At 72.1% G+C, this 25,134-nt stretch carries 27 protein-coding genes; 10 read left to right on the forward strand and 17 right to left on the reverse strand.

Features of this window, described 5'->3' with window-relative positions; translation table 11 throughout:
* The first annotated feature begins 63 nt into the window (after window positions 1-63).
* The 3 genes from IE247_RS31305 to IE247_RS31315 all read left to right on the forward strand — a co-directional run bounded on the left by IE247_RS31305 (window position 64) and on the right by IE247_RS31315 (window position 3,037).
* Window positions 64-1,131 (forward strand): FecCD family ABC transporter permease, encoded by a 1,068-nt coding sequence (locus IE247_RS31305; RefSeq protein ID WP_190126752.1) that lies wholly within the window; start codon window positions 64-66, stop codon window positions 1,129-1,131.
* Complete coding sequence (locus tag IE247_RS31310; RefSeq protein WP_190126729.1) at window positions 1,131-1,925, forward strand: ABC transporter ATP-binding protein; 795 nt, start codon at window positions 1,131-1,133, stop codon at window positions 1,923-1,925. Before IE247_RS31305 ends, IE247_RS31310 begins: the two co-directional genes overlap by 1 nt.
* A 74-nt stretch (window positions 1,926-1,999) precedes the next feature.
* On the forward strand, window positions 2,000-3,037 hold the full coding sequence (locus tag IE247_RS31315) for an ABC transporter substrate-binding protein (protein WP_190126730.1): 1,038 nt from the start codon (window positions 2,000-2,002) through the stop codon (window positions 3,035-3,037).
* Window positions 3,038-3,193: 156 nt separating this feature from the next.
* On the opposite strand, the gene IE247_RS31320 is transcribed toward IE247_RS31315, so the two are convergent.
* Window positions 3,194-3,688: a hypothetical protein gene (locus tag IE247_RS31320; RefSeq protein ID WP_229869476.1), complete on the reverse strand. Its 495-nt coding sequence runs from the start codon at window positions 3,686-3,688 to the stop codon at window positions 3,194-3,196.
* 91 nt (window positions 3,689-3,779) lie between these two features.
* Complete coding sequence (locus IE247_RS31325) at window positions 3,780-4,226, reverse strand: nitroreductase family deazaflavin-dependent oxidoreductase (protein ID WP_190126731.1); 447 nt, start codon at window positions 4,224-4,226, stop codon at window positions 3,780-3,782.
* Between the two features lie 179 nt (window positions 4,227-4,405).
* On the opposite strand from IE247_RS31325, the gene IE247_RS31330 reads away from it, so the two are divergent.
* Window positions 4,406-4,762 carry a DUF779 domain-containing protein gene (locus IE247_RS31330; protein WP_190126732.1) on the forward strand — a complete coding sequence of 119 codons (357 nt, stop codon included), beginning with the start codon at window positions 4,406-4,408 and terminating at the stop codon, window positions 4,760-4,762.
* A 33-nt stretch (window positions 4,763-4,795) separates the two neighbouring features.
* On the opposite strand, the gene IE247_RS31335 is transcribed toward IE247_RS31330, so the two are convergent.
* Together IE247_RS31335 and IE247_RS31340 are read right to left on the reverse strand one after the other, a co-directional pair.
* The gene (locus IE247_RS31335) at window positions 4,796-4,990 is read right to left on the reverse strand and encodes a hypothetical protein (protein ID WP_190126733.1); all 195 of its coding nucleotides are present in this window, start codon (window positions 4,988-4,990) and stop codon (window positions 4,796-4,798) included.
* Between the two features lie 121 nt (window positions 4,991-5,111).
* Window positions 5,112-5,975 carry a phosphatidylinositol-specific phospholipase C/glycerophosphodiester phosphodiesterase family protein gene (locus IE247_RS31340; protein WP_190126734.1) on the reverse strand — a complete coding sequence of 288 codons (864 nt, stop codon included), beginning with the start codon at window positions 5,973-5,975 and terminating at the stop codon, window positions 5,112-5,114.
* 227 nt (window positions 5,976-6,202) lie between these two features.
* Here IE247_RS31340 and IE247_RS31345 point away from each other — a divergent pair, with 227 nt between their 5' ends.
* Window positions 6,203-7,258 (forward strand): serine/threonine-protein kinase, encoded by a 1,056-nt coding sequence (locus tag IE247_RS31345; RefSeq protein WP_190126754.1) that lies wholly within the window; start codon window positions 6,203-6,205, stop codon window positions 7,256-7,258.
* Between the two features lie 32 nt (window positions 7,259-7,290).
* Here IE247_RS31345 and IE247_RS31350 read toward each other — a convergent pair whose 3' ends face one another.
* Genes IE247_RS31350 through IE247_RS31370 form a run of 5 tightly spaced genes read right to left on the reverse strand, consistent with a single transcriptional unit; the run spans window position 7,291 to window position 12,487 of the window.
* Window positions 7,291-7,950: an ABC transporter ATP-binding protein gene (locus IE247_RS31350; protein ID WP_190126735.1), complete on the reverse strand. Its 660-nt coding sequence runs from the start codon at window positions 7,948-7,950 to the stop codon at window positions 7,291-7,293.
* A 44-nt stretch (window positions 7,951-7,994) separates the two neighbouring features.
* Window positions 7,995-8,969, reverse strand: coding sequence for an ABC transporter ATP-binding protein (locus tag IE247_RS31355; protein WP_229869477.1), 975 nt, complete (start codon window positions 8,967-8,969; stop codon window positions 7,995-7,997).
* Window positions 8,966-9,832, reverse strand: coding sequence for an ABC transporter permease (locus IE247_RS31360; protein WP_190126736.1), 867 nt, complete (start codon window positions 9,830-9,832; stop codon window positions 8,966-8,968). Before IE247_RS31360 ends, IE247_RS31355 begins: the two co-directional genes overlap by 4 nt.
* Window positions 9,825-10,790: an ABC transporter permease gene (locus IE247_RS31365; RefSeq protein WP_190126756.1), complete on the reverse strand. Its 966-nt coding sequence runs from the start codon at window positions 10,788-10,790 to the stop codon at window positions 9,825-9,827. The genes IE247_RS31360 and IE247_RS31365 overlap by 8 nt, the downstream gene beginning before the upstream one ends.
* Window positions 10,791-10,843: 53 nt before the next feature.
* Window positions 10,844-12,487, reverse strand: coding sequence for an ABC transporter substrate-binding protein (locus IE247_RS31370; RefSeq protein ID WP_373305632.1), 1,644 nt, complete (start codon window positions 12,485-12,487; stop codon window positions 10,844-10,846).
* 161 nt (window positions 12,488-12,648) lie between these two features.
* On the opposite strand from IE247_RS31370, the gene IE247_RS31375 reads away from it, so the two are divergent.
* Both IE247_RS31375 and IE247_RS31380 read left to right on the forward strand, forming a co-directional pair.
* The gene (locus IE247_RS31375) at window positions 12,649-13,554 is read left to right on the forward strand and encodes a ribokinase (protein WP_190126738.1); all 906 of its coding nucleotides are present in this window, start codon (window positions 12,649-12,651) and stop codon (window positions 13,552-13,554) included.
* A gap of 79 nt (window positions 13,555-13,633) precedes the next feature.
* Window positions 13,634-14,389, forward strand: coding sequence for an SAM-dependent methyltransferase (locus tag IE247_RS31380; RefSeq protein ID WP_190126739.1), 756 nt, complete (start codon window positions 13,634-13,636; stop codon window positions 14,387-14,389).
* A 50-nt stretch (window positions 14,390-14,439) separates the two neighbouring features.
* Here the strand turns inward: IE247_RS31380 and IE247_RS31385 are convergent, their stop codons facing one another.
* The 3 genes from IE247_RS31385 to IE247_RS31395 all read right to left on the reverse strand — a co-directional run bounded on the left by IE247_RS31385 (window position 14,440) and on the right by IE247_RS31395 (window position 17,905).
* Complete coding sequence (locus IE247_RS31385) at window positions 14,440-15,171, reverse strand: PIG-L deacetylase family protein (RefSeq protein ID WP_190126740.1); 732 nt, start codon at window positions 15,169-15,171, stop codon at window positions 14,440-14,442.
* 201 nt (window positions 15,172-15,372) lie between these two features.
* Window positions 15,373-16,671, reverse strand: a complete 1,299-nt coding sequence (locus IE247_RS31390) for an alpha/beta fold hydrolase (RefSeq protein ID WP_190126741.1) — start codon at window positions 16,669-16,671, stop codon at window positions 15,373-15,375.
* An 88-nt stretch (window positions 16,672-16,759) separates the two neighbouring features.
* Entirely contained in the window at window positions 16,760-17,905 is a 1,146-nt protein-coding gene (locus tag IE247_RS31395; protein WP_190126742.1) for a glycoside hydrolase family 5 protein, read from the reverse strand.
* Window positions 17,906-18,131: 226 nt separating this feature from the next.
* Between IE247_RS31395 and IE247_RS31400 the strand changes: the two genes are divergently transcribed.
* Both IE247_RS31400 and IE247_RS31405 read left to right on the forward strand, forming a co-directional pair.
* Window positions 18,132-19,295: an ABC transporter ATP-binding protein gene (locus IE247_RS31400; protein WP_190126743.1), complete on the forward strand. Its 1,164-nt coding sequence runs from the start codon at window positions 18,132-18,134 to the stop codon at window positions 19,293-19,295.
* A gap of 73 nt (window positions 19,296-19,368) precedes the next feature.
* Window positions 19,369-20,655, forward strand: coding sequence for a hypothetical protein (locus IE247_RS31405; RefSeq protein ID WP_190126744.1), 1,287 nt, complete (start codon window positions 19,369-19,371; stop codon window positions 20,653-20,655).
* Between the two features lie 34 nt (window positions 20,656-20,689).
* Here the strand turns inward: IE247_RS31405 and IE247_RS31410 are convergent, their stop codons facing one another.
* The 4 genes from IE247_RS31410 to IE247_RS31425 are packed head-to-tail and all read right to left on the reverse strand — an operon-like array spanning window position 20,690 to window position 23,454.
* The gene (locus IE247_RS31410) at window positions 20,690-21,637 is read right to left on the reverse strand and encodes an ABC transporter substrate-binding protein (RefSeq protein WP_190126745.1); all 948 of its coding nucleotides are present in this window, start codon (window positions 21,635-21,637) and stop codon (window positions 20,690-20,692) included.
* Window positions 21,634-22,305: an ABC transporter permease gene (locus tag IE247_RS31415; RefSeq protein WP_190126746.1), complete on the reverse strand. Its 672-nt coding sequence runs from the start codon at window positions 22,303-22,305 to the stop codon at window positions 21,634-21,636. Before IE247_RS31415 ends, IE247_RS31410 begins: the two co-directional genes overlap by 4 nt.
* Window positions 22,302-22,982, reverse strand: a complete 681-nt coding sequence (locus tag IE247_RS31420) for an ABC transporter permease (protein WP_190126747.1) — start codon at window positions 22,980-22,982, stop codon at window positions 22,302-22,304. Before IE247_RS31420 ends, IE247_RS31415 begins: the two co-directional genes overlap by 4 nt.
* Window positions 22,983-23,040: 58 nt before the next feature.
* Window positions 23,041-23,454, reverse strand: a complete 414-nt coding sequence (locus IE247_RS31425; protein ID WP_190126748.1) for a VOC family protein — start codon at window positions 23,452-23,454, stop codon at window positions 23,041-23,043.
* Between the two features lie 107 nt (window positions 23,455-23,561).
* On the opposite strand from IE247_RS31425, the gene IE247_RS31430 reads away from it, so the two are divergent.
* Window positions 23,562-24,152 (forward strand): TetR/AcrR family transcriptional regulator, encoded by a 591-nt coding sequence (locus IE247_RS31430; protein ID WP_190126749.1) that lies wholly within the window; start codon window positions 23,562-23,564, stop codon window positions 24,150-24,152.
* Window positions 24,153-24,203: 51 nt separating this feature from the next.
* Here the strand turns inward: IE247_RS31430 and IE247_RS31435 are convergent, their stop codons facing one another.
* Complete coding sequence (locus tag IE247_RS31435; RefSeq protein WP_190126757.1) at window positions 24,204-24,899, reverse strand: TetR family transcriptional regulator; 696 nt, start codon at window positions 24,897-24,899, stop codon at window positions 24,204-24,206.
* Window positions 24,900-25,134 lie beyond the last annotated feature (235 nt).

The following is a 25,134-nucleotide window of genomic DNA, read 5'->3' on the forward strand; positions in this document are numbered from 1 at the left end:
TCGTTCGTGGCCGTACCCACCGACCATCAGTCCACCGCGCCACAGCCGGCCGCCCGCGACGCGGTGTCCCCCGCCGGCACGGGCCCGCCACCGCCCCGGCGGGTGCCGCTCCTTCCGCTGGTCGTGGCGCTCGGCCTGGCGCTGCCGGTCTCCGTCGTCTGCGGCGCGGGCATCGGGGCGTCCGGCATCGGCTGGGGCGAGGTGCTGGGGCATCTCTGGGCCGGGCTGACCGGCGGCACCATCACCGGCGAGCAGATCTCCTCGTACACCATCGTCTGGGAACTGCGCTTCCCGCGCGCGGTGCTGGCGGCGGTCGTCGGGGCCGGGCTGTCGGCGATCGGCGTGGCTGTGCAGGCCATGGTGCGCAACGCGCTGGCCGACCCGTTCGTCCTCGGCATCTCGTCGGGGGCGGCTGTCGGCGCGAACGCGGTCCTGATCTTCGGCGCGCTCGGCGCGCTCGGTGTCTGGGCGCTGTCCGCCGCCGCCTTCGCCTCGGCGCTGCTCGCGATGACCCTGGTGTACGCGGTCGCCCGTACCGCCCACGGGCTGACCCCGATACGGCTGGTGCTCACGGGCACCGCGATGTATTACGGGTTCTCGGCGATCACCACCTTCATGGTGTTCGCCGCCGAGCACGGCGAGGCGGCCCGCTCGGCGATGATGTGGCTGCTCGGCAGCCTCGGCGGGGCGAACTGGGCCGCGGTGCCCATCGCGGCGGGCGCGGTGCTCGCCGGGCTGGCGCACCTCGGGCTCTCCGCGCGCCGGCTGAACGCGCTCGCCATGGGCGACGAGACCGCCGCCGCGCTCGGTGTGGACCCCGGGCGGCTGCGCAGGGAGCTGTTCGTGGTCTCCGCCGCCGTCACCGGGGCGGTGGTCGCGGTCAGCGGGGCGATCGGCTTCGTCGGGCTGATGGTTCCGCACGCCGTTCGGATGCTGGTGGGCGCCGACCACCGCCGGGTGCTGGCCGTCGCCCCGCTCGCCGGCGCGATCCTGCTGATCTGGGTGGACATCCTCTCCCGGGTCGTGCTGGCCCCCACCGAACTGCCGGTGGGCGTGCTCACCGCGGTCATCGGCGTGCCCTGTTTCGTTCTGCTGATGCGCCGTCGCGGCTACACGTTCGGAGGCCAGTGATGAGGATCGACATCGACGATCTGACCGTCGCCGTCGCGGGGGCGCGGCTGGTGGAGGACATAAACCTGCGGGCCGGCAGCGGTCAGCTCGTGGGGCTGGTGGGCCCCAACGGCAGCGGCAAGTCCAGCCTGCTGCGCTGTGTCTACCGGGCGCTGCGCCCGGCCGCCGGCACCGTCCGGCTCGACGGCGACGATCTGCACGCGCTGAGTCCCCGTGAGGGGGCGCGCAGACTGGCCGCGCTCCCCCAGGAGACGGTCGGCGAGTTCGACTTCACCGTCGCCGAGGTGGTGGCGATGGGCCGGCTGCCGCATCAGCGGGCGGCGGGGCGAACCTCGGCCGAGGACCGGGCCCAGTGCCGTGCCGCGCTGGCCGGGGTGGGCGCTTCCCATCTCGCCGACCGCAGCTTTCTGACGCTCTCCGGCGGAGAGAAGCAGCGCGTCCTGATCGCCCGCGCGCTGGCGCAGCGTCCGCGCGTGCTGGTGCTGGACGAGCCCACCAACCATCTGGACATCGCTCAGCAGCTGGAGGTGCTGTCGCTGGTGCGCGGCAGCGGCCTCACGGTGCTGACCGCGCTCCACGACCTCAATCTGGCCGCCGTGCACTGCGACACGCTCCATGTGATCGACCACGGCCGGATCGTCGCCGCCGGTCCGCCGCACGAGGTGCTGACGGCACAGCTGCTCGCGGAGGTGTTCGGCGTCCGGGCGCACCGGGTGGCGCATCCCGTGTCCGGCGCGATCCAGCTGCTGTTCGACCGACTGCCTCCGGGCGGCGGGGCCGCCGACGCCCCGTGATCCCTCTCCTTTCTCCCTCCTCGTTCTCTTCTCCTGTCCGTTCCGTCGCCCGCCGTTCCAAGGAGCCTTCCGCCATGCCCCGTTCCCCCCGTCCTCTGCGCGTCCCGGCGCTGATACTCGCGACCGCGCTGGCGCTCTCCGGCTGTGGCGCCGACGTCGACACCGGCGCCGATTCCCCGGGCGGGGAGAAGAGCGCGTCGGCGGGCGGCCACTACCCGGTGACCCTGGAGAACTGCGGTGAGCGCAGAACCTTCGAGAAGGCTCCGGAGCGGGTCGTCACCAATGACGTCGGCATCACCGAGATCATGTTCGCGCTCGGTCTTGAGGGCCGGATGGCCGGCTATGTGATGCCGGACAACAAGGGTTCGGTCGCCGATGTGCCGTGGAAGGGGGCCTACGACCGGACCACCTGGCTGTCGAAGAAGCGGATCAACAAGGAGCTGGTGCTCGACGCGCGGGCGGATCTGGTCTTCGCGGGCTGGAACTACGGATTCAACGAGGGCGAGGGCTTCACCCCGGCGGAGCTGAAGCGGCTCGGGGTCGACTCGTATCTGCTGACCGAGTCCTGCCGCAACGGCCGTTCGAAGGCCCGGGGGCTGATGCCGCCGCTGGAGGCCCTCTACACCGATCTGCTGAACCTGGGGAAGCTCTTCGACGTCGAGAAGCGCGCCGAGGCCCTGGTGGCGAAGTTCCGCGGGCAGGTGGCCGACGCCCGGGCCAAGGCCCCCCAGGGGGCCGACCGGCCCCGGGTCTTCCTCTACGACGACGGCCGGGACAAGCCGTTCACCTCGGGCGCGTACGCCGGGCCGCACGACATCATCACCAAGGCCGGCGGGGACCATGTGATGAAGGATCTGAAGGACAGCTGGACGACGGTCGGCTGGGAGACCGTGGTGGAGCGGGACCCCGAGGTGATCGTGATCAACAACTACGGGGACACGAGCGCCGAGGAGAAGAAGAAGTTCCTCAAGTCGTACGCGCCGCTCGCCAAGGTCTCGGCGATCAAGAACGACCGGTTCGTCGTCCTGGACTACGTGGAGCTGGTGGAGAGCCCGCGCAACCCCGGCGCGATCGTCGAGCTGGCGGAGGAGTTCGGCGCGGCGGCCCGCTGACGGGGTCCCGGTACCGACGGACACCGACAGACACCGGCCGACACCGGGGCGGCAGAGTTCACCCGTACGAGTGAGGCGTACGAGTCCCGTACGGGCGTTTCGAGGGCCGGACCGTGACCGGACCCGCCCTCTCGGCGGGGCCGGTCACGGCCGTGTTCACTCCTGGGACGGGCCGGACCCTCCGACGGGCATCCCGCTGACCCTGGCGATCTCCTCCACCTCCCGGCGGTCGTCGTCGAGCCGGCGCTGCTGCGCGTCGATCTTCTCCAGCATCGCGCGCAGCCGCTCCGGGTCGGCCGCGACCTCGGGCGGCACCAGCGACAGGGCCCCCTTGGCGTGCTCCCCGTCGCCGAGCCTGACGACGACATGGTCGGCCCGGTCGGCGTGGCCCGGCTGCATCGCGCCGAGCAGACCAAGCAGAGTGAGGAGCTCCTGCTGCACCTCGGCGGTGAACAGCTCCCGGTCCTCGGGGTCCATCCGCAGTCTGACGCGGCCGCCGCCGGCCTTCACATAGAGGTTGACGGCCTCCATCAGAAGAGTGAACGCCGGGCCGGGCATGCGCGCCCGGAGCGCCTCGACGTACAGGGCGTAGCGCAGCCTCGGGAGTTCGGCGGGGCTCTCGTTCTCCCCGCCGGTGTGGGGGTCGGACACGGCGGTCTCCTCCGCTCGTCGTGGGCGGTCGTCCGGCGGTGAACAGGGGCTCGGAGCGGAGTCGGCGCCGCTCCGGGCCCATGGCGCCGGCTCAGTGACCGTCCGGCGCGGGTTCCAGGACGAAGACGGGGATCGGGCGGTCCGTCTTCTCCTGGTAGTCGGCGTAGTCGGCGTAGGCCTCGACCGCGCGCGCCCACCACAGGGCCTTCTCCTCCCCTTCGACCTCACGTGCCGTCATGTCCTGGCGCACGGCGCCGTCCTGGAGCTCGACCCGGGGCTGGGCCACCACGTTGTGGTACCAGACGGGGTGGGAGTCGGCCCCGCCCGCCGAGGCGACGACGGCGTACCGGCCGTCGTGCTCCACCCGCATCAGGGGGGACTTGCGGATCCGGCCGCTGCGCGCGCCCACGGTGGTCAGGATGACGACGGGCATGCCCCTCAGCGTGGTGCCCTCGGTGCCGCCGGAGCTCTCGTACAACTCGACCTGGTCCCTCACCCACTGCGCCGGGCTGGGCTCGTACTCGCCCTCAAGAGGCATGGCGTCCACACTTTCTGTCGGAGACGGTGATCCAGCGGTCCGGCGGCCGTGCCGTCGGCGCGTCGCCGGACCCGGGTCAATCATTCCCGGCTGCGCGCCTGTGCGACAGGGCCCACCCGCCGGCCGCCGGGGCGAGTGCCGCAACGCTGACGCAACCTCGTTCGTGCTGTGCTGAACGGATGACCGAATCCCCACGCGTGGAGCTGACCCCGGCGGCCACCGCACTGGTGCGATCGCTGACGGCGGCTCATGGTCCGCTGATGTTCCACCAGTCGGGCGGCTGCTGCGACGGCAGCGCCCCCATGTGCTACCCGCGAGGAGAGTTCCGTACGGGACAGTCGGACGTCCTGCTGGCGGAGTTGCGGGTGACGGGGGTCGCCGACGCGGTCTCCTTCTGGATGTCGAAGTCGCAGTACGAGGTGTGGAGCCACACCCGGCTGGTGGTGGATGTGGTCGAGGGGCGCGGGAGCGGCTTCTCGCTGGAGGCTCCGGAGGGGGTGCGGTTCCTGATCCGCTCACATGTCGTCGGCGGTTAGGGAGGGTCAGGGCAGGGGCGGGGCGGGGCAGGGTCAGGGGTGGAGGCTGCCGACGACCTCGGCCGTGGCCGCGACGCCTTCGTGGATGGTCGGCGCCATGCTGGTGCCGGAGAGGAAAAAGCCGAGGAGCGCGCAGGTGAGCGCGTGGGAGAATTTCAGTCCCCCGCTGCGCAGAAAGATCACCGCGAGCACCACCAGAAGCAGCACCACCGAAATCGAAATGGCCATCGCCAACCTCCTTCACCGTGCCGGGTTCAACGGCATTCGGCCGTAGTCTGGCGCAGTGGGCGGGCCGTACGGCCGACTGGCGTGTCCGCCGTACGGGTGGTTGCGTTCGCGGAGGGCGCGGTCAGGGGCGGCGGGCCCGCAGGAAGGCCGCCAGACCGGCCAGATCGTCGGTGTTGAGATGGTCGACTCCGGCGTCGAGCAGCTCGCTCCAGAGTGCCTCACGGGCCGGTCCGGGCGTGTCGGGGGTGGCCCAGAAGCGGATGCGCCGGTGCCGGGCGTGGGCCGACTCGGTGAGGGTGTGCAGCCGTTCGCGCTCCGCCGGGGGGAACTCTCCGTCGCCCCGCCAGATGAAGCTGTTGTTCCAGTTCCCGGAGATCAGCGGGACGAGGGAGGCGGGGGCGGCTGTCGCGAGGTCGTCGAGCCGGCCGTCGTAGAACGCGTACCGCTGCCGCTGCGCCGCCATCGGCGCGCGGGCGGCGCGGTCTCCGGAGACGACGGGGGTGACGGCTCCGAGGCCGACGCGGCCGTCGGCGTATTCGCTCAGCATCCTCCGGTAGTCGCGGAGCTGGCGGTCGAGTTCGCGGTAGCAGGCGACGCCGTCGGCCTTGATGTCGATGAGGAGCTGTACGGGGTGGGGGTGGCCGGGGTGAACGGTGCCGCAGTTGGCCCTCACCCGTGCGAGCAGGGGGTCGAGATAGAGGGAGCGCAGGGTGCGGGCGGGATCCAGCTCGGCCGGTGTGTGGGCGACCAGCAACTCGCCCTCGACGAGGAAGATGTCCGCCTCCACGCTGGTGAACCCGTGGGCGAGGGCGTCATGGAGCGGGCGCGGGTGCAGATAGTCGTTGTGCGCGTGGGCCCGGCGCAGCGGCCTCGGGCGCGGAGGGTCGTCCTCCGCCGCGTGTGCGGTGCGGGTGGCGGCGGGCACGGCGACGGCGGCCAGCGCGGCGGCGGCCGCGGTGACGGCACTGCGACGGGTGGTCGGCACGGTGGGGCCTCCAGAGCGGTACGGCGTGGTGTGGCGGGACAACCGGAGTATCGGCCGGGGCGGAGCCGAACGGCAGGGGGCCCGCAAGGGGTTCGGCGCTGTGCGCGGGACGGTGGAGCGGTCAAGGCCCGCGGGGCCAGGCGTTGTTATGCTCGGCGCGAGTGCGCGGAATCATGGAATCGAGAGAGGCCGGTGCCCGGGTGGAGGACGCGGTGGAGTCCCCCGACATGTCGCGCGCCGCGCGGCTGACCGCCCACGGTGCCGTCTCCACGTCCCTGGCCCTGTACGGCGATCGGGCCCTAGGCGAGCTGGTGGACACGGCCGTGCCGATCGGATCCGGCATCGGCGGGAAGTCGGCCCTGCTGGAGGTCGGCGGAGTGCCGGTCTTCGTGAAGCGGGTGCCCCTGACCGATCTGGATCTGCGGCCCGAGCACATCCGGTCCACGGCGAATCTGTTCGAGCTGCCCGTCTTCTGCCAGTACGGCGTCAGCGCGATCGGCGGGCCGGGCTTCGGGGCCTGGAGAGAGCTGGCCGTGCACACCATGACGACGAACTGGGTGCTGGCGGCGGAGCACGAGGGCTTCCCCCTGATGTACCACTGGAGGGTGCTGCCCGACTCGGCGCCCCTGCCCGAGGAGCTGGCGGACGTCGAACGGGCCGTCGCCTACTGGGGCGGCGGGTCTCAGGTGCGGCGGCGGATCGAGGCTCTGGAGCGGTCCTCGGCGAGCGTCGCACTGTTTCTGGAGTACATCCCGCGGAATCTGCACCAGTGGCTGGGCACCCGGGTCGCGGCCGGGGACGGAGCCGTCGACCGGGCCTGCGCCATGGTGGAGCGGGAGCTGGCGGCCGGTGTGTCGTTCATGAACGCGCGGGGGCTGCTGCACTTCGACGCGCACTTCGAGAACATCCTGACCGACGGCCGGCGTCTCTACTTCGGCGACTACGGCCTCGCGCTCTCCTCCCGTTTCGAACTGTCGCGGCCCGAGGCCGACTTCTTTGACCGAAACCAGGTCTACGACCGCTGTTACACCGCCGCGTATCTGGTGAACTGGCTGGTCACCGCCTTGCACGGGTTCGAGGTGGGGGACCGGGACGGCCGGGGCGCGCTGGTGCGCGCCTATGCGGAGGGCAAGCGGCCCACCGGGATCCCCGAGGGGGCGGCCGCGGTCATCGCCCGGCACGCGCCGATCGCCGCCGTGGTGTCGGACTTCAACCGCGCGTTCCAGTCCCGCAGCAGGCGGACCCCGTATCCGCTGGAGGAGATCCGCCGGCTCGGCGGGTGAGGCCCGCCCACGCGCGGGGCCGGAAGGCGCGGTCAGTCGGTCGGGGGCGTCTGCCAGTGGACGGTTCGGTCGCACCAGCGTTCGAGAAGGATGCTGTCGTGGCCGACGGCGAGCAGCCCCGCGCCCTCGGCGGCGCGGTACTCCTCCACGACGGCCACGAGGGCGGCGGTCGTCGAGGCGTCGAGCATCGCCGTCATCTCGTCGCAGATCAGCCAGCGCGGGCGGAGCACCAGCGCACGCGCCAGACAGGCGCGCTGGAGCTGGCCGTCGCTGACCTCGTGCGGACGGCGGCCGAGGAGTTCGCCGGTGAGGCCGACCGTGTCGGCGAGCTCCCCCACCCGGGCGGGGACCTCGTCGCGGCGGCCGGTGGCGCGCAGCGGCTCGGCGATGAGGTCGCGCAGCGGCAGCCGGGGGTCGGCGGACATCCTGGGCTGCTGGAACACGACGCCGATGGCGGTGCGCTGGGCGCGGGGCGCGGTGTGCCGCCAGCCCCGGGCGGGTTCGCCGTCGATGACGACCCGGCCCGCGTAGGGGCGGTGCAGCAGCGCCGCCACTTTGGCGAGGGTGGACTTGCCGCAGCCGCTGGGGCCGAGGAGGCCGACAGCCTCGCCGGGGGCGAGGGTGAGCGAGACCTCGCGGACGACGGGCCGGAGGCGGTCGTATCCGGCGGTGATCGTGTCGAGTTCAAGCACGGTGGCACTCCTGGCGGTGGTGCGTGGGGCGGCCGGGGCGCGGGTCACGCATGGGCGGCGCTCCGTTCGCCGGGGACGGCCGCCGGGTGGTGGCAGGCGAGGCCGGAGGCGAAGTCGGGGCGGGTGGCGCACAGGCCGGTGGCGCGGTCGCAGCGGGCGGCGAAGGCGCAGCCGTCGGGGAGGTCGCCCAGCTCCGGGGGCATTCCGGGGATCGGGGTGAAGTCGCGCTCGGGCAGGGCCGCGAGCAGTCCCCGGGCGTAGGGGTGGAGCGGTCCGGGCTCGCCGAAGAAGGTCCGGGCCTCGGCGATCTCGACGATGCGGCCCGCGTACATCACGGCGACGCGGTCGGCTATGCGCTCGGCCGCCGCGAGATCGTGGGTGATCATCAGCAGGGCCCGGCCGGTCGCGCCGTCGTCGGTGTGGCGGCGCAGCTCGTCGACGGTGCGGTTCACCAGGTCGCGGTCGAGGCCGGTGGTGGGTTCGTCGGCGAGCAGCAGCGGGGCGTCGCCGATGAGGGCGAGGGCGGTGGCGGCGCGCTGGGCGAGTCCGCCGGAGAGCTCGTGGGGGTAGCGGTCGAGATGGCTGGCGGGGAAGGCGGCGCGTTCGGCGGCGGCGACGGCGGCCCGGCGCAGTTCGCGGCGGGGGGTGGCGGTGAGCGCGCGCAGGGTCTCCTCCAGCTGCGCGCCGACCGTGCGGACGGGGGTGAGGTGCGCGGCGGGGCTCTGGGGCACCAGTGCGACGCGCCGTCCGCGTACGGAGCGGGCGAGGGTGCGCTCGTCCGCTCCGAGGAGTTCGAGGCCGTCGACGGTGGCGCTGCCGGCGGTCTGCGCGTTGCCGGGGAGGAGGCCGAGGAGGGCGGAGGCGAGTACGGATTTCCCGCAGCCGCTCTCGCCGACGAGGGCGAGGCACTCCCCCGCCGCGAGGTCGAAGGACGCTCCGGTGACGGCGGCGACATGGCGGTCGCCGCGCATCCGGAACCGTACCGAGAGATCACGTACCGACAGGACGGCGGCGGTCACAGCATCAGCTCCGATCGGCGGCGCGGGTTGATCCGTTCCCGCCAGGCGCCGGCGAGGCCGGCGATGGCGAGGGTCGGGATGATCAGGAACAGTCCGGGGAAGAGGGTGGGCCACCAGTCCCCGGCCAGCAGGGAGCTGCGCGCGGACTGCACCAGATTGCCGAGGCTGGCCTGGTGCGTGGGGAGGCCGAGGCCGAGGAAGGAGAGCGCGGACTCGTGCCACATGGCGTGCGGGACCATGAGGACGGCGGCGAGGCCGGCCTGCGGGAGCACGCTGGGCAGCAGATGCCGGGCGGTGAGCCGGAGCCGGGAGGCGCCGCCGGATATCGCCGCGTCGACGAAGGGCCGGGAGCGCAGGGAGAGGACTTCGGAGCGGACGATCCTGGCGGTGGAGAGCCAGTGGGTGAGGGCGACGGAGGCGATGACCGGCCAGACCCCGGGGCGGAACATCGCGACGATGAAGATGCCGAGGAGCAGATGGGGCACGGAGGCGAAGGTGTCGACCAGCCGCATCACGATCCGGTCGGTCCAGCCGCCGAAGGCGGCGGCCGCCGCGCCCACGAGGGTGCCGACGACGGTGGCGACGAGGGCGGCGACCAGTCCGACGAGGAGGGAGATCCGCAGCCCGTACACACAGCGGAGCAGCAGGTCCCGGCCGACGTCGTCGGTGCCGAAGGGGTGCTCCCAGGACGGGGGCAGCAGCTTCTTGGAGAGGTCGACGGCCTGCTCGTCCAGTTGGGCGAGGGGCGGCACGATCAGCACCGCGAGGACGACGGCGGCGACGGTCACGGCGGAGAAGGAGATCCGGACCGTGCGGGTGGAGCGGCGGGTCCGTCCGGTGGAGCGCCAGAGGGTGTCAGCCATCGAAGCCCACTCTCGGGTCGGCGAGTCCGTACAGCAGGTCGGAGAGGAGGTTGCCGAGGAGTACGGCGGTGGTGGCGAGCACGGTGAGCGCGGCCAGCAGGGGGAAGTCCACGGAGGTGGCGGCCTCGACGGTGGCGGCAGCGATCCCGGGCCAGCTGAAGACGGTCTCGACGAGGAGCGCGCCGGTGATCAGTTCGGGGACGCGGGAGCCGATGAGGGTGAGCATGGGCAGCATTCCGGAGCGCAGCGCGTGGCCCAGGAGTACGGAGGTCTCGCTCAGGCCCCGGGCGCGTGCCCCGCGTACGGGGTCCTCGTCCAGCGCGTCGGCGACTCCCTGGCGTACGTACAGGAAGAACCAGGGCAGCTGGGAGATGCCGAGGACGGCGGCGGGCAGCACCAGGTGGGAGGCGACCTGGCCGGGGGTGATGACATCGCTGGCGGTGTCGGTGAGTCCGCCGGCGGGCAGTACGCCGAGTTCGAGGGCGAAGAACCAGATGGCGAGCAGTCCGAGCCAGAAGGCGGGGGCGGCTTCGAGGGTGTAGGCGGCGGCGGAGGCGCAGCGGTCGAGCCAGCCGCCCTGGCGGCGGGCGGCGAGTACGCCGAGCGCGGTGCCGAGGACGATGGCGATGAGGAACGCGGAGGCGGCGAGCAGCACGGACCAGCCCATGCGCTCGGCGATGACGTCGGCGACGGGCTGGCGCATCACGCTGGAGTCGCCGAAATCGCCGGTCAGGGCGGCGGTGAGCCAGTTCCACCAGCGGGTGGTGAGGGGCTGGTCGACGCCGAGGTTGGCGCGGATCTGGTCGAGGTTCTCCTGTGAGGCGGTGAGTCCCGCGGTGCCGGTGTACGCCTTGACGGGGTCGAAGGGGGAGGCGTCGGCGACGGCGAAGACTCCGAAGGTCACGGCGAGCAGGACGGGGGCGGCGAAGAGTGCTCGCCGCCCCGCCATGCGTGCCATGGGCCCCCAGGGGAGTCGGCGGCGGGCCGTCTTCCCCTCGATGAGGCCGGTGCTCACTTCTTCGTGCCCTTGGGGGTCCAGTCCTCTACGTTCCACCAGGGGCCGGAGGCCAGTCCGTGGTCGTGGGGCTCGATCTGGGTGGTGAGTCCGTCCCAGCTGTCGTCCACGACGTAGAGGTGGTCGATGTGGGTGAGGAAGGTGTAGCCGGGGTTCTTGACCAGTTCGCGCTGGACGGTGTCGTACGCGGCCTTGCGCTCGGCCTTCTTCCCGCTCTCGCGGCCCTTCTCCAGGGCCTTGTCGACGACCGGGTTGTCGTACCAGGCCATGTTGTTGAAGCCGTCTCCGGCGAGGGAGGAGGTGAGCAGGAGGTACTGGTCGAAGTCGGGGTCGCCGGGTGCGCCGCCGCCCGCGAGGACGGCGTCGGTCTTCATCCGGGGCTGGATGACCTCCCAGGTGCCGGCCTGGGTCTTGATGGAGATTCCGGCCTTCTTGGCGTCGGAGGCGTAGGCGAGGGCGTGGTCCTGGCGGAGGCGGTCGCCGGAGAGGTACCAGAGGGGGAACTCGGCGCGGACGCCGTCCTTGGCCCGGATGCCGTCCTTGCCGGGCTTCCAGCCGGCGTCGTCCAGGATCTTCTTGGCCCGCTCCAGGTCGTGGGTGCGCTCGGTGCCCTCGGTGAACCACTCGCTGCCGGTGGGGACGGGGCCGTAGGCGGGCTTGCCCGCGCCTTCGAGGATCTGGTCGACCATGGTCTGTCGGTCGACGGCGATGTCGAGGGCCTGGCGGACGGCCTGGTCCTTGGCGACCTTGTTGCCGCCGGGCAGGGTCACGGTCCGGTAGTCGTAGGTCTTCGCGGCGTGGGTCTTCTTCGCCTTGTCGCTCTTGAAGCCCTCGGCGAGGTTCGGCGGCAGGATCGCTCCGTCGAGGTCGCCCGCGCGCAGCCGGGTGGCGCGGACGTCGTCGTCCTTGATGATCGCCATGGTGAACTTCTTCACCTTGGGCTCGCCGCCCCAGTAGGAGGGGTTCGCCTTGAAGCTGATCTTCTCGCCCTTGGACCAGCCGGTCAGGGTGTAGGGGCCGGTCCCGATCGGCTTGGTGGTGAAGGGGCCGGTGTTGACGTCCTGCTTCGCGGCGATGTGCTCGGGGGCGATGGGGAGCACGGTGCGCTGGGCGAAGGGGGCGTAGGGGTACTTCAGGGTGAAGACGACGGTGCCGTCCCCGGTCGCCCTGATGTCCTTGATCGCGTCGAGTTCGGACTTCGAGGCGTTGTTGGTCTTCGCGTCCAGGATGGTGCGGTAGGTGAAGACGACGTCCTTGGCCGAGAACGGCTTGCCGTCGCTGAACTTCACACCCTGGCGAAGCTTGTACGTGTAGGTCAGACCGTCCTCGCTGACCTCGGGGAGCGCCGCGGCGAGGGCGGGCTTGAGCGCCATGTCCCCATCGAGGGCGAGCAGCCCGTCGAAGATCTTGGAGTTGCCGTCCTTGCCGAAGCCGAGGAGGGGGCTGAGGCTCTCGGGTTCGTAGGCGATGCCGACGACCGCCGACTCGCCCTCGCCCTGGCCGCCCGACGCACCGCTCTCCGGGTTGGAGCAGCCGGCCGCGCCGACGGTCAGCGCGGCGGCCGTGGTCAGGGCGGCCAGGCTGCGTATGGAACGGGTCGAACGGGTCGAACGAATCGGTCGGATCGGTCGGGCAGACACGGCTCCCACACCCCTACTGAAGATCAGCTGTTGTTGCGAACGTCATGCATTAAACAGCACGTAAAGGATGCGGGAAACATTGGCTCGATCGGCTCCGGCCGGTCCCCGCGGCCGCCGATGAGAAGGTGGCCGTGCGTGTCCGACCCGTGAGGAGGTGGCGTATGAGCGATTACGACCTGCTGGTCGTCGGTTCGGCCAATGCCGATCTGGTGACCCGTGTGGAGCGGCGGCCCGGAGCCGGCGAGACGGTCCTCGGCTCCGATCTGGTCGTCCATCCGGGCGGCAAGGGCGCCAATCAGGCCGTGGCGGCGGCCCGGCTCGGGGCCCGTACCGCGCTGCTCGCCAGGGTCGGCGACGACGGTCACGGGCGGCTGCTGCTGGAGTCCCAGCGGGCGGCCGGGGTGGCGGTGGACGGTGTGCTGGTGGGCGGCGCGCCCACCGGGGTGGCGCTGATCACGGTGGATCCCTCCGGCGACAACAGCATCGTGGTGTCGACCGGCGCGAACGCCCGGCTGACCCCGGCCGATGTACGGGGGGCCGCGCCGCTCTTCCGGGCGGCGCGGGTGGTCTCGGCGCAGTTGGAGATCCCGCTGGCGACGGTGGTGGAGACGGTGCGCGCGCTGGCCCCGGGCAGCCGTCTGGTCCTCAATCCCTCACCGCCCGCGGCCCTGCCCGCCGAGGTGACGGCCGTCTGCGATCCGCTGATCGTCAATGAGCACGAGGCCCGGTTCCTGCTCGGCGACCCGGCCGGGGACGAGCCGCGCGCATGGGTGCGGGGGCTGTTCGCGCTCGGACCGCGCTCGGTGGTGATCACGCTGGGGAGCGCCGGGGCGCTGGTCGCGGAGGGCCCCTCGGCTCCGGCGGTGCTGGTGGAGAGCCCCCGGGTGACGGCGGTCGACACCACAGGGGCGGGCGACGCCTTCACCGCCGCGCTGGCGTGGCGGCTGAGTCTCGGCGAGCGGCTGGTCACGGCCGCCGCGTACGCCGTACGGGTGGGGGCCGCTGCCGTGACGCGCCGGGGCGCGCAGGACTCGTACCCGACCCCGGACGAACTCCCGGCGGGCTGAGCCGGAGCCGCCTCCGGTCCGGAGGACGCACGGGAGAATTCGGGAGACCGGGCGGCGGGCGGGAGGGCAGGATGCGTCCATGGACCGTCAGACGATCAGTTCTATCGCTCATGGGGATCACCCCGTCGCCGCTCCGCTGCACGAGACCTCCGTGGCAAGACTGCTGGACCGGGCCCTACCGCGCGGGGACGAACGCGTTCTCGATCTCGGCTGCCGGGAGGGCGCCTGGCTGAGGCGTGCGGTACGGGGCCGGCCCGGGGTGCGGGCCGAAGGCGTCGACATCGACGCCTCGGCGGTCGGGAGCGGGCGGGCGGCCTTCGCGGCGGACGGGCTCGCGGGCCAGGTCGAGCTGCATGTCCGGGACGCCTCGGAGTTCGCCCCGGACCACCGTTTCGATCTGGTGCTCTGTGTGGGGGCGACCCATGCCTTCGGGGGTCTGCTGCCCACGCTCGCGGCGGCCCGCGGGCATCTCGCGCCGGGCGGTTCGGTCCTGATCGGCGAGGGTTTCTGGGAGCGCGAGCCGGGCCGGGAGACACTGGACGCTGGCTTCACCGCACAGGAGTACGACTCTCTCGCGGTGACCGTGGACCGGATCGGGGACGCCGGCTGGACGCCGGTGTACGGGCATGTCAGCACGGTCGACGAATGGGACGACTACGAGTGGTCGTGGACCGGGACCCTGGCCCGCTGGGGGCTGGACCGGCCGGCAGGACCGGAGCGCGCCGCGGCGCTGAGGGCGGCGCGGGAGCACCGTGACGCCTGGCTGCACGGCTACCGCCGGACGCTCGGGTTTGTGACGCTGCTGCTCCGGCGGACGGAGTCCGACGAGGGCTGAGGGCCGGGGGCCGGGGCCAGGTCCCGCGCGGGCGGGACCTGGCGGGGCCGTCAGTGGGGGAACAGCTCGAAGGTCACGGCCGGCTTGCCGCCGAAGCGCGGGCTCGCCTCCTTGGCCATGTCCGTGAGGAAGGAGCGGACATAGCTGTCCGGGTCCTCGGTCAGCACCTCCAGATAGGTGCGGTGCTCCAGGAGCGAGCGGATGGAGCGTTCGAGACCGGGGCCCGCGTCGACGGCGTGGGTGGGCTCGGTGGAGCCCGCGACCGCGACCCAGCGAACCCCGCCCCAGGGCTCCAGGCCCTGCTCGGAGATCAGCTCCGGGAAGATCCAGCGGTTGCCCGCGTCGGCCACCGCGTCCAGCGCTGCGCGTCCCACCGCCCGGTGGTCGGGGGTGTTCCAGTGGCCGCCGCCCCAGGTGTCCCGGTGGTTGAGGGTGATCAGCAGTTCGGGACGGTGGCGGCGGATCGCCGCCGCGATGTCCCGCCGCAGGGCGGTGCCGTACTCGATGACGCCGTCCCGGTGGTCCAGGAACTCCACCTCGGACACCCCGACGACCGCCGCGCCCGCGCGCTGCTCGCGCTCCCGCAGCGGCGCGCACTCGGCGGGGTCGACGGTGTCGATCCCGGCCTCGCCCCGGCTGGCGAGGAGATACGCGACCTCCCGCCCGCCGTCGGTCCAGCCGGCCACGGCCGCCGCGCAGCCGTATTCGAGGTCGTCGGGGTGGGCCACGACGGCGAGCGCTCGCCGCCAGTCGTCGGGCATGGGCTTCAGCTGCGCATCCATGGCCCAACCTTAGGGCCTGTCTGACAAATGTCGGCGTCCGCCCGAAGGGCGGGGTGCGCGGCGTCCAGTGCGTGCAATCGCAAGGCGGAGGATCATCCTCGTACTGGACGTACTTGGATGACTCCGACAACGCGGCGAGTGTGCGTGCTGGGCGTCGCGCACCAGGCGAGATTTGTCAGACAGGCCCTAAGGCCGGGTACGTCAGATCTCGCCCTGGGCCAGGGAGATGAGCCGGTCGAGGACGCGGGGGCCGCCGGCCCGGACTCCGTCGTGCTCGTACTCGTCGGTGACCCAGGTGCGCAGCCCCCGGATGGCGCGGGCGGTGGTCAGCGAGTGGGCGGTGTCGACGTACATGTCGTCGTGGTAGACGGCGGCGGCGACGGGCACCTCGTTGGCGGCGAGCCGCTTCGCGTCGTAGAGCGGGGCCCAGTCGGTGCGGGCGGCGAGGAGTTCGGCGGTCTCCCGCAGGGGGCGCAGCGCGGGGTCGGTCTCGAAGTGCCAGGGGTGGATGGTCTCGCCGGTGAAGAGCAGCGGGGCGTCCCCGGCGAGCGCGGTGGCGGCGTCGAACTGGGGGAATTCGGCGCGTACCCGTTCGGCGGACCAGTCGGTGGGGCGCTCGTCCTGGCCGTAGATGGCCTCGTGGAGCAGGGCGTACAGGGGGTGTCCGGCGAAGGAGAGCTGGGCGCGGACCGCTTCCTGGAAGGCGTCGGAGAGTTCGTGGCGGTCGCCGGCCTTGATGAAGGCGTCTTCGAGGAGGTAGTGCAGTTGGTGGCTGCCGTCGCCGCCGCCGAGGAGGATGCCGAGCGACTGGAACACCTCGGGGGTGAGGAGGTGGCCGCCCGGCAGGGTGGTCGGGTGGTCGGCGAGGTGGGCGGCGATCCGGCGGGCCTGGGCCACGTCCTGGGGGTAGCGGGTGTAGTGGGCCTCTACCTTGCGCTGTATGCGCGGGTAGGCGGCGCGGTAGACGTCGTCGGCGTGGCCGTCGAGGGAGGGCAGGCCGCCGGTGATGAATACCTCGCGCAGCCCCTCGGGGGCGGTGGAGAGGTAGTGGGTGGCGCAGAATCCGCCGAAGCTCTGGCCGAGGACGCTCCAGGGGGCGCCGCCGGTGAGCTCGGCGCGGATCGTCTCGCAGTCGCGGACGATGCTGTCGGCGCGGAAGTGGGCGAGGTGGTCGGCCTGGGCGCGGGGGGTGCCGAGCGGGGCGAGGGTCTGGCGGTTCCGGGGGGTGGAGCGGCCGGTGCCGCGCTGGTCCAGGAGGAGGACGCGGTAGTCGCGCACGGCGCGTCCCAGCCAGGCCTGGGGGCCGATGAAGCGGCGGGCCCCGAAGCCGGGGCCGCCCTCCAGATAGACCAGCCAGGGGAGTTCCTCGGTGGCCCGCGCGGCGGCGACCACTTCCCGTCCGTACAGCTCCAGCCGTTCCCCGCCGGGGTCGGAGTGGTCGAGCGGGACGGTGAAGCGGCGGTCGGTGAGAACGACGCCGGGCTGGCGGTAGCTGGTCACGAAAGCTCCTGTTCTGTGCTGCACGCCCGCCCATGGGATCACACGGTGACTTCACGGGCGGGCGCGGGGCGTCGAACAGGGTGGGGAATCAGCTGGTGGGGAAGTTGTCCGGGGTCCGGATCTTGCCCCGGATCCAGACTCCGGCCTCCTTCAGCGGCGCGGTGCCGGTCCAGGGGCCGCCGGAGTTGCAGGTGCCCTGCTTGAAGACGGCTCCGCTGCGGTGGTCGTCGGAGTAGTTCCAGTTGACCCAGCTGACCTTCTTGCTCGCCATGACGTCGAGGAAGCGCTGGGTCATGGGGAAGTCGTTCGCGCCTTCGCCGGAGTAGTTCTGGGTGCCGAACTCGGAGACGAACACGGGGATCTTGTCGGCCGCGCGGGTGAGGCCGTCGAGGTACCACTCGCGGTGGGAGGCCGCGTAGAAGTGGAAGGTGTACATGATGTTGGAGGCCTGTACGGGGTTGTTCACGACCTCGGACTCATTGGTGGAGCCGGAGAGTCCGAAGGAGGACCAGTCGCGGGTGCCGACGAGGACCGGGGTGTCCGGGTCGAACTGCCGGATGTAGGGGATGAGGTCCTCGGCGTACGTCTTGATCGTCCACCAGGTCACATTGGTGCCGCTGGGCTCGTTGGCGATCTCGAAGAGCAGGTTGTTCTTGTTCTTGTGGCGCTCGGCGATCTCCTTGAAGAAGGTCTTGGCGTGGCCGATGTTGGTCCAGGGGTCGCCCTCGGTGAGGATGTGCCAGTCCACGATCGCGTACATGCCGCGCGCGGTGGCCTGCTCGATGAGGTTGTGCACCATGTCGGTGTACTTGCGCGGGTTCTCCAGATAGCCCTTCTCGGACTTCTCGATGTACATGGAGATGCGCAGGACGTCGGCTTTCCAGTCGTTCGCCAGGGCGTTGAGCGAGCCGGTGGTGTAGCAGTTGGGGAACCAGCCGATGCCGTGGGTGGACATGCCGCGCAGCTGGATGGGTTTGCCGTACTGATTACAGAGCTTGGTGCCGCAGACCTTGAGCTGTCCGTTGATCGCCACGGGTGATCCGGCGGGGGCCCTGACGGCGGGGGCGGGTGCGTTCGCCGCCGGGAGCACGGGACCCGCGGCGGGGGCCGGGGTCAGGGGGACCGAGGGGGTCGCGGTGGCGGTGGCCGGGGCGGCGGTGAGGCCGAGGGCGAGCGCGGCGGCGAGTGTGCCGGCGCCGGTGAGCGAGCGCAGTCGATTGCGTGAAATATCCATGGTTCTCCCTTGCCTTGGTCGTGGGTAATGGGAGTGGTAGGAAACTTTCCTAACGGTAAAGGGCTCCAACAAGCTGTTGCAAGGGGCTCGACGGGAGAAGGGTTTCGGCGTGTCGCGCCCTGCGATGCCTTGACGGCCCGTCCGGTCGGAACCCGTCCCGTCGGATCCCGTCCCGTCCGGTCCCGGCCGGTGTGCGGAGGCCGTCCGCCGCTCCTAGCGTGGACACATGATCCGGTTCGAGCAGGTGGCCAAGGTCTACCCGGACGGCACCACCGCCGTCGACGGCCTGTCCTTCGAGGTCGCGAAGGGGGAGCTGGTCACCCTCGTGGGCCCCTCCGGCTGCGGCAAGACCACCACGATGATGATGGTCAACCGGCTGATCGAGCCCACCTCGGGGCGGATCCTGATCGACGGCGAGGACATCTCGTCCGTCGACCCGGTGAAGCTGCGCCGCCGTATCGGCTATGTCATCCAGCAGGTCGGGCTCTTCCCGCACCGCACGGTGCTCGACAACACGGCCACCGTGCCCGCGCTGATCGGCTGGAAGAAGCCCCGGGCCCGCGCGCGGGCGGCCGAACTGCTCGATCTGGTGGGGCTCGACCCGGAGGTCCACGGCTCGCGCTATCCCGCCCAGCTCTCCGGCGGGCAGCGCCAGCGGGTCGGGGTGGCCCGGGCGCTGGCCGCCGATCCCCCGGTGCTGCTGATGGACGAGCCGTTCGGGGCGGTCGACCCCGTGGTCCGCGAGCGGCTCCAGAACGAGTTCCTGAACCTTCAGGCCACCGTGCGCAAGACGGTGCTGCTGGTCACCCACGACATCGAGGAGGCAGTGCGGATGGGAGACCGGATCGCCGTGTACGGGCAGGGGCGCATCGAGCAGTTCGACACCCCGGCCGCCGTGCTGGGCACGCCGGCGACGCCGTACGTGGCCCGCTTCGTAGGCGCGGACCGGGGGCTGAAGCGGCTCTCGGTCACCGCCATCGAGGAGGACGACCTGGAGCAGCCGCCGCTCGCCCGGCTGGACGAGAGCGTGCGGACGGCCGCGCTCCGGCTGCGGTCCGAGGGCGCGCGCTGGGCCGTGGTGGTCGGCACGGGCGGGGAGTTGCACGGCTGGGTGTCGGCGGAGGCCCTGGCCCTCGCCGGAGAGCGGGGCACGGTGGGCGATCTGGCCCGCCGCATGGAGGCCTGGGTGCCGCTGGGAGCCCCGCTGAAGCAGGCGTTCAGCGAGATGCTCCAGCATGACGCGGGGTGGGTGGCGGTGGTGGACGGATCCCGTTTCGCGGGGGTGCTGACCCCGGCCAAACTCCATGAGGCGCTGCGCAGATCGGTGGACGCGGACGAGCGCGGGGTCTCCCGCGACGAGGTGGAGTTCGACTCGGTGTCCGATGTGTAGCGGACCGCTGAACGGCTGAGAGGCGTGCCCGGAATGGCGTACGAGGCGCTCGGGACCGGCCTCGTCGGATACCGTGCTGGGTGTGCTGATCACGGGTGGGGACACTGCCGCGCCGGGAACCGCGCTGCTGATCGCGGCCGCGCCGGTCGGAAAGGGGCGTCTGGTCGACGCGAGTTCGGTGCTGCCCGCGCTCGCCGCGGTCCCGCCGAGCGTGCTGACGGGCACCTCGGCGGCGACGGTGATCGAGCTGGCCGACCCGCTCGACCCGCAGACGGTGCTGACCCGGATCCGGTCGGCCGCCGCCGCGCCGGGGCCGCTCTTCCTGTATGTCGCGGGGCAGCTCCAGCTCGACCGCAAGCAGCGGCTGCCGCATCTGGCGCTCGCCCGGTCCACCCCCTCGACCCTGCGGTACACCGGTCTGCCCTGGCACTGGCTGGCCTCGGAGCTGACGATCCGGCGGCCCGGCACGACCACCGTCTTCGTCGATCTGGTCGCGGACGCGGAGGCCTGGCGGCGGGTGGGCGAGGAGGGACTCGGCCTGGGGCTGTCGATCCGGCTGTACGGCCGTGTCGCACCGCCCGCCTCGCGCCGCGAGGAGCCGGGCCCGGCGTATCTGCGGGCCTGCGCCGCCATCTGGCGCGCCGGGTCCCGTCCGGATCTGGACACCCTGCACGAACAGGCCGCGATCCAGGCCGGGATGTCGGGCGCGCTGCTGCTGTCCGGCACCCCCGCCCTGCCGGCGAGCACCGGCGCCGCCGGGCGGGACGCGCCACCGGCGATGACGCCCCCTCCGGCGGTGCGCGCGCCCGCCGGGTCCCGGCCGCCCGCACCGGTCCCGGCGGGCGCGGGCGGCGGCGGGCAGGCGCTCGCGAGCTCCGGGCCGCCGCAGGGCTCCCCGGAGCCGGCGCGAGCGGCGATTCCGGTCGGCGACGGCGACCCGCATCCGGCGATACTCGCCGCGGCGCAGGCGGGGCGGCACAGCGAGGCGGCGGCGGCCGCCGCCGCGTGGGAGCAGCAGGAGATGCGGGCCCACGGGCCCGGCTCCGTACAGGCGATCCACTGGCTGGAGGTACGGGCCGATCTGGCCCGGCTGGCGCGCGAGCCCCGGCTGAGCTGTGAGCTGTGGATGACCGCGGCCGACGCCCGGCTGACGCGTGAGCAGGCCGGCGACGATCCCGATGTCGAGGCCGCGGTCGACCGCGCCCACCATCAGTGGGAGCAGATCGAGGACGCCGCCGAGGCGCGGGCGCTGGCCCCCCGGCTGGTCACGCTGCGCCGCCGGGTGCCCGGCCGTCAGCGGGGCGCGCTCAGGGTGCTCCAGCGCCGGCTGGAGAGTCTACACTCGGCCCGTCCGGTCTGAGGGGTGGGCCCGCTCAGGCCCTCGCCGGACCCGGTCAGCCGGGGAGCAGGCCCTTGGAGCGGAGGTACTCGCTCGCGACGTCCTGGGGCAGTCTGCGCCAGCTGTCCACCCGCTCGTTGAGGGCGGCGAGGTCGGCCGTGGTCAGCACGGTGTTGAGCGCGGACAGCGCGCGGGTGACTCCGGTGCTGCCCGCGCGGGCGCGGTTGACCACCGGCACGATGTAGTCGGCGTTCTGGAGGTGCTTGTCGTCGGCGAGGAGGACGAGGCCGAAGTCGTCGAGGGTGGCGTCGGTGGTGGTGGTCAGCACCATCTGGTCCTGGCCGTTCTGGACGGCCTGTTTGGCCTGGGTGGTGCCGACGCCCTTCGGGTCGACGGCGGTGATGTCGATTCCGTAGACCTTCTTCAGCCCGGGTTCGCAGTAGGGGCGGCTGACGCATTCGTCGCCCGCCGCCAGCCGTACGGGGAGTTCGGACCGGCCGAGGTCGCTGAGGGTCTTCAGACGGTGTTCGGCGGCGTAGGAGCGGCTGACCGCGAAGGCGTTCTGGTCGACGGCTCTCCCCGGGTCGAGGACGTCGAGACCGCGCGGGGTGGCGAGCCGGCGGAGGGCCGTCATGGTCCGGGCGAGGTCGGGCGATCCGACCGGGGGCGCGTCCGGGCCGTTGGCCTTGGCGTTGAGCCAGTCGGCGAAGGTCGCGGCGTACTCGGGAACCACATCGATCTGTCCGCTCTCCAGCGCGGGTTCGTAGATCTCCCGGTTGGTGACGGAGAGGATCTTGGTTCGGTAGCCGGCCCGGTGCAGCAGGAGCGCGTACATCTGGGCGAGCAGATCGCTCTCGGTGAAGCCCGCCGAGCCGATCGTCAGATCCCGGCTGTCGCCGGGTGAGCCGGTGACATCGCCCCTCCGCTCCAGCGAGGGTCCGGTCGCGCAGGCGGCGAGCACGAGCAGCAGCAGGGTCCCGAGGGCGAGCAGCGGCCGTGTCATCCCCGGTCCCGCGCCCAGGAGGGGGCCAGCCGCTGCCCCGCCTCGAACAGTCCCTCCACGAGCAGGGCGAAGACGGCGACCAGGAGCGCGCCGGCGACGACCTGGGAGGTGGAGGCGAGATTGAAGCCGGCGGTGATGATCCGGCCGAGGCCGCCGCCGCCCGCGAGCGCGGCGATGGTGGCGGTGGCCACCAGCTGTACGGCGGCGATCCGTACGCCGGTGAGGATCAGCGGCAGGGCGAGCGGGATCTCCACCCCGGTCAGCAGCTGTCGGCCCGTCATGCCCATGCCCCGTGCGGCGCGTACGACGTCCCGGTCGACGCCGCGCATGCCGACATAGGCGTTGGTGAGCAGCGGCGGCACGGCGAAGAGCACCAGCGCGATGATCGTGGGCCAGGAGCCGTAGCCGCCGATCGGGCTGAGCAGCAGCAGGACCAGGACGGCGAAGGTGGGGACGGCCCGGCCGATGTTGGAGATGTTGACGGCGAGCGCGCCGCCCTTCCCGATGTGCCCGAGGACGAGGGCGACGGGCAGCGCGATCAGACAGCTCAGGGCCAGGCAGACGCCGGTGAGATAGAGATGCTGGGTGAGCCGGTTCCCGATGCCGCCCTCGCCGGACCAGTTGGCCCCGTCGGTGAGCCACTCCCAGGCCCCCGCGAGGGTGTTCACTCGCCCACCGCCCGCGTCCAGGGCGTCGCGTACCGCTGTACGAGCAGAAGCAGCAGGTCGGCGGCGACGGCGATGATGACGCAGAGGACGGAGGCGGTGAGCACCTGTGCCTTGAAGTAGGTGTTCATGCCGGAGTAGATGAGGTTGCCGAGACCGCCGTAGCCCACGATGGCCCCGATGGTGACCAGGGAGACGGCGGAGACGGTGGCGATCCGCAGCCCGGCCATCGCGGCGGGCAGGGCGAGCGGCAGTTCGACGGCGAGCAGCAGCCGGACGGGGCCGTACCCCATGCCCCGGGCCGCCTGGCGGGTCTCCTCGGGGACCGCGCGGAGGCCCGCGAGGATGTTCCGTACGAGCAGGGTGAGCGAGTAGAACACCAGTCCGGCGATGACGATGGAGGCGGAGAGGCCGTACACGGGCAGCAGCAGCGAGAACATCGCCAGCGACGGGATGGTGTAGAGGACCGTGGTGATCCCCAGCACCGGTCCGGCGGCCCAGCGCCAGCGGCGGGCCGCGACGGCGAGCGGCACGGCGATGGCGAGGCCGATCAGGACGGCGGCGACGGTGAGCTGGAGGTGCTGGACCACCGCGTCCCCGAGGATCGATCGGCGGGTGGAGAGGTACTCGCCGCAGATCCACTCATTGCGGGCGAGGCAGTCGTCGGGTGTCGCCGTCACTCGTCCATTGGAGCCCGGCGGGCGGACGCGCGCGCGTTCTGCTGGCCTGTCCGTGGGCTCACGGGGCGCGGAAGCCGTCGGCGTAGCTCTCGGCGGGCGGGATCTCGGTGATGATGTCGACGAGGACGCCGCTGGGGTCGGCGACGATGAAGTGGCGCTGGCCGAACTCCTCGGTGCGCAGTTCGAGCCGGGGGGTGAGGCCCCCGCGCACGACGAGGCGTTCCCATTCGGCGTCCACGTCGTCGACCTCGAAGTTGAGCAGCAGGCCGGTGACCGGGTTCCGGTAGCCCTCGGGGATGGTCGGGTGGGTGTGGTCGAGCACGGCCAGCTCGTAGGGGAGGTCGCCCGCGCGGCGGAGGCTGACGTACCAGTCGGCCTCGAAGGTGATCTCGAAGCCCATGAGACGGGTGTAGAAGTCCACGGTCTCCTGGACACGGTCGGTGGCGATAACGGGGTAGAAGCTGGAGAGCACGGCGATTTCCCTTGGTTGACATACCAGCGGTATGCCAAGAATCTATTGACGTACCATCGGTATGTCAACATGCCGGGACTCCCGGCCGCCCGGACGGACGGAGCACGATGCCGCAGACGACGAGAGCCCAGCAGCGGGAGCGGACCCGCCGGACGCTGCTGGACGTGAGCCGGGAGCTGTTCGCCTCACAGGGGTACGCGGCGGTGGGGCTGGCGGAGATCGTCGAGGCCGCCGATGTCACCAAGGGCGCGCTCTACCACCACTTCGCCAGCAAGGCGGCGCTGTTCCGCGCGGTGCTGACGGAGGTGCAGGAGGAGGTGGGCGAGCGGGTCGCCGCCGCGGCCGAGGAGCGGAAGGATCCGTGGGAGCGACTGGCGGCGGGCTGCCAGGAGTTCATCACCGCCGCCACCCACCCCGACATTCAGCGGATCATGCTGATCGACGGCCCGGCGGTGCTGGGGTGGCACGAGTGGCGGGCCATGGACGAGTCCTCCTCGGCGCGCCATCTGGCGGAGGAGCTGGGCGATCTGGTCGAGCGCGGTGTCATCGCGCCCCAGCCGGTGATCCCGCTGGCGCATCTGCTGTCGGGCGCGATGAACGAGGCGGCGCTGTGGCTGGCCGCGTCCGGCTCCCCGGACGATCTGGCGGACACCAGGGCGGCGCTCTCCAGAATGCTGGGGGCGCTGCGGGTGCACTGAGCCGTGAACAATCGATGGCACTGAGTGCCACCAGGGGCCCACCAGAGATGGCTACTCGGGGGCCGGGGTCTCCGCCAGGGCCGATTCGAGCCGGCGGACCACCCGCCACAGCGGGGCTCCCCGGGGCGCGACCAGCACGACGACCTCGCGGCCGTCGCCGTCCGCGCCGTCCAGCACGGTCACCGGCCGGTCCGGCGTCCGGGACCAGACCTCCCGCACGAGTGCGAGGGCGTGGTCCACCGCGACTTCGGCGTCGCCGACGGCCCCCGAGCGGAGCCAGGAGCGCAGCCCGTTGTTGTGCGCGGCGACCACCGCGGCGGCGATCACCTCGGCCCGGAGCGATCCGTCCGGAGCATCGCCCCAGCGGCCGCGCAGATAGCCGGCGAGGGTGCGCTCATAGCGGCGCACCACGGACAGCTCATAGGTGCGCAGCCCCGGAACCTCGCGGGTCAGACGGTATCTCCGCACGGAGAAGACGGGGTTGGCCGCGTACATGCGCAGCACGATCCGGGCCGCTTCGCACACCCTGTCCAGCGGGTCGCCCGAGGTGGCTCCCGCCAGATACCCGGTCATGTCGGCGAGGCAGCGTTCATGGTCGGGGAAGACCGCGTCCTCCTTCGAGGGGAAGTAGCGGAAGAAGGACCGGCGCCCCACCCCCGCCCGCGCGACGATGTCGTCCACCGTCGTCCCCTCGAAGCCGCGCTCCATGAAGAGTTCGAACGCGGCCTCGGCCAGCAGCTCGCGCATGGGCGTCTTGGCGGCCGGGCGGTCCGCCGCCGCGCCCCCGGCGGCCCCGCGTGATCTGCGTGCCTCAGTCATGCCGGGAAACGTAACACCGGAGACCACCATTTGGCACTCCGTACCTTTACAAGGGGTACTGAGTTCCATAGCCTGATCGGGACGAATCCGTCCAGCGGTGGGAGAGCCGGCGTGAGCTTGAGGATTGTTGTCTGTGTGAAGTATGTGCCCGATGCGGCGGGGG

Source organism: Streptomyces inusitatus (genome assembly GCF_014651115.1).
GTDB lineage: Bacteria > Actinomycetota > Actinomycetes > Streptomycetales > Streptomycetaceae > Streptomyces > Streptomyces amakusaensis.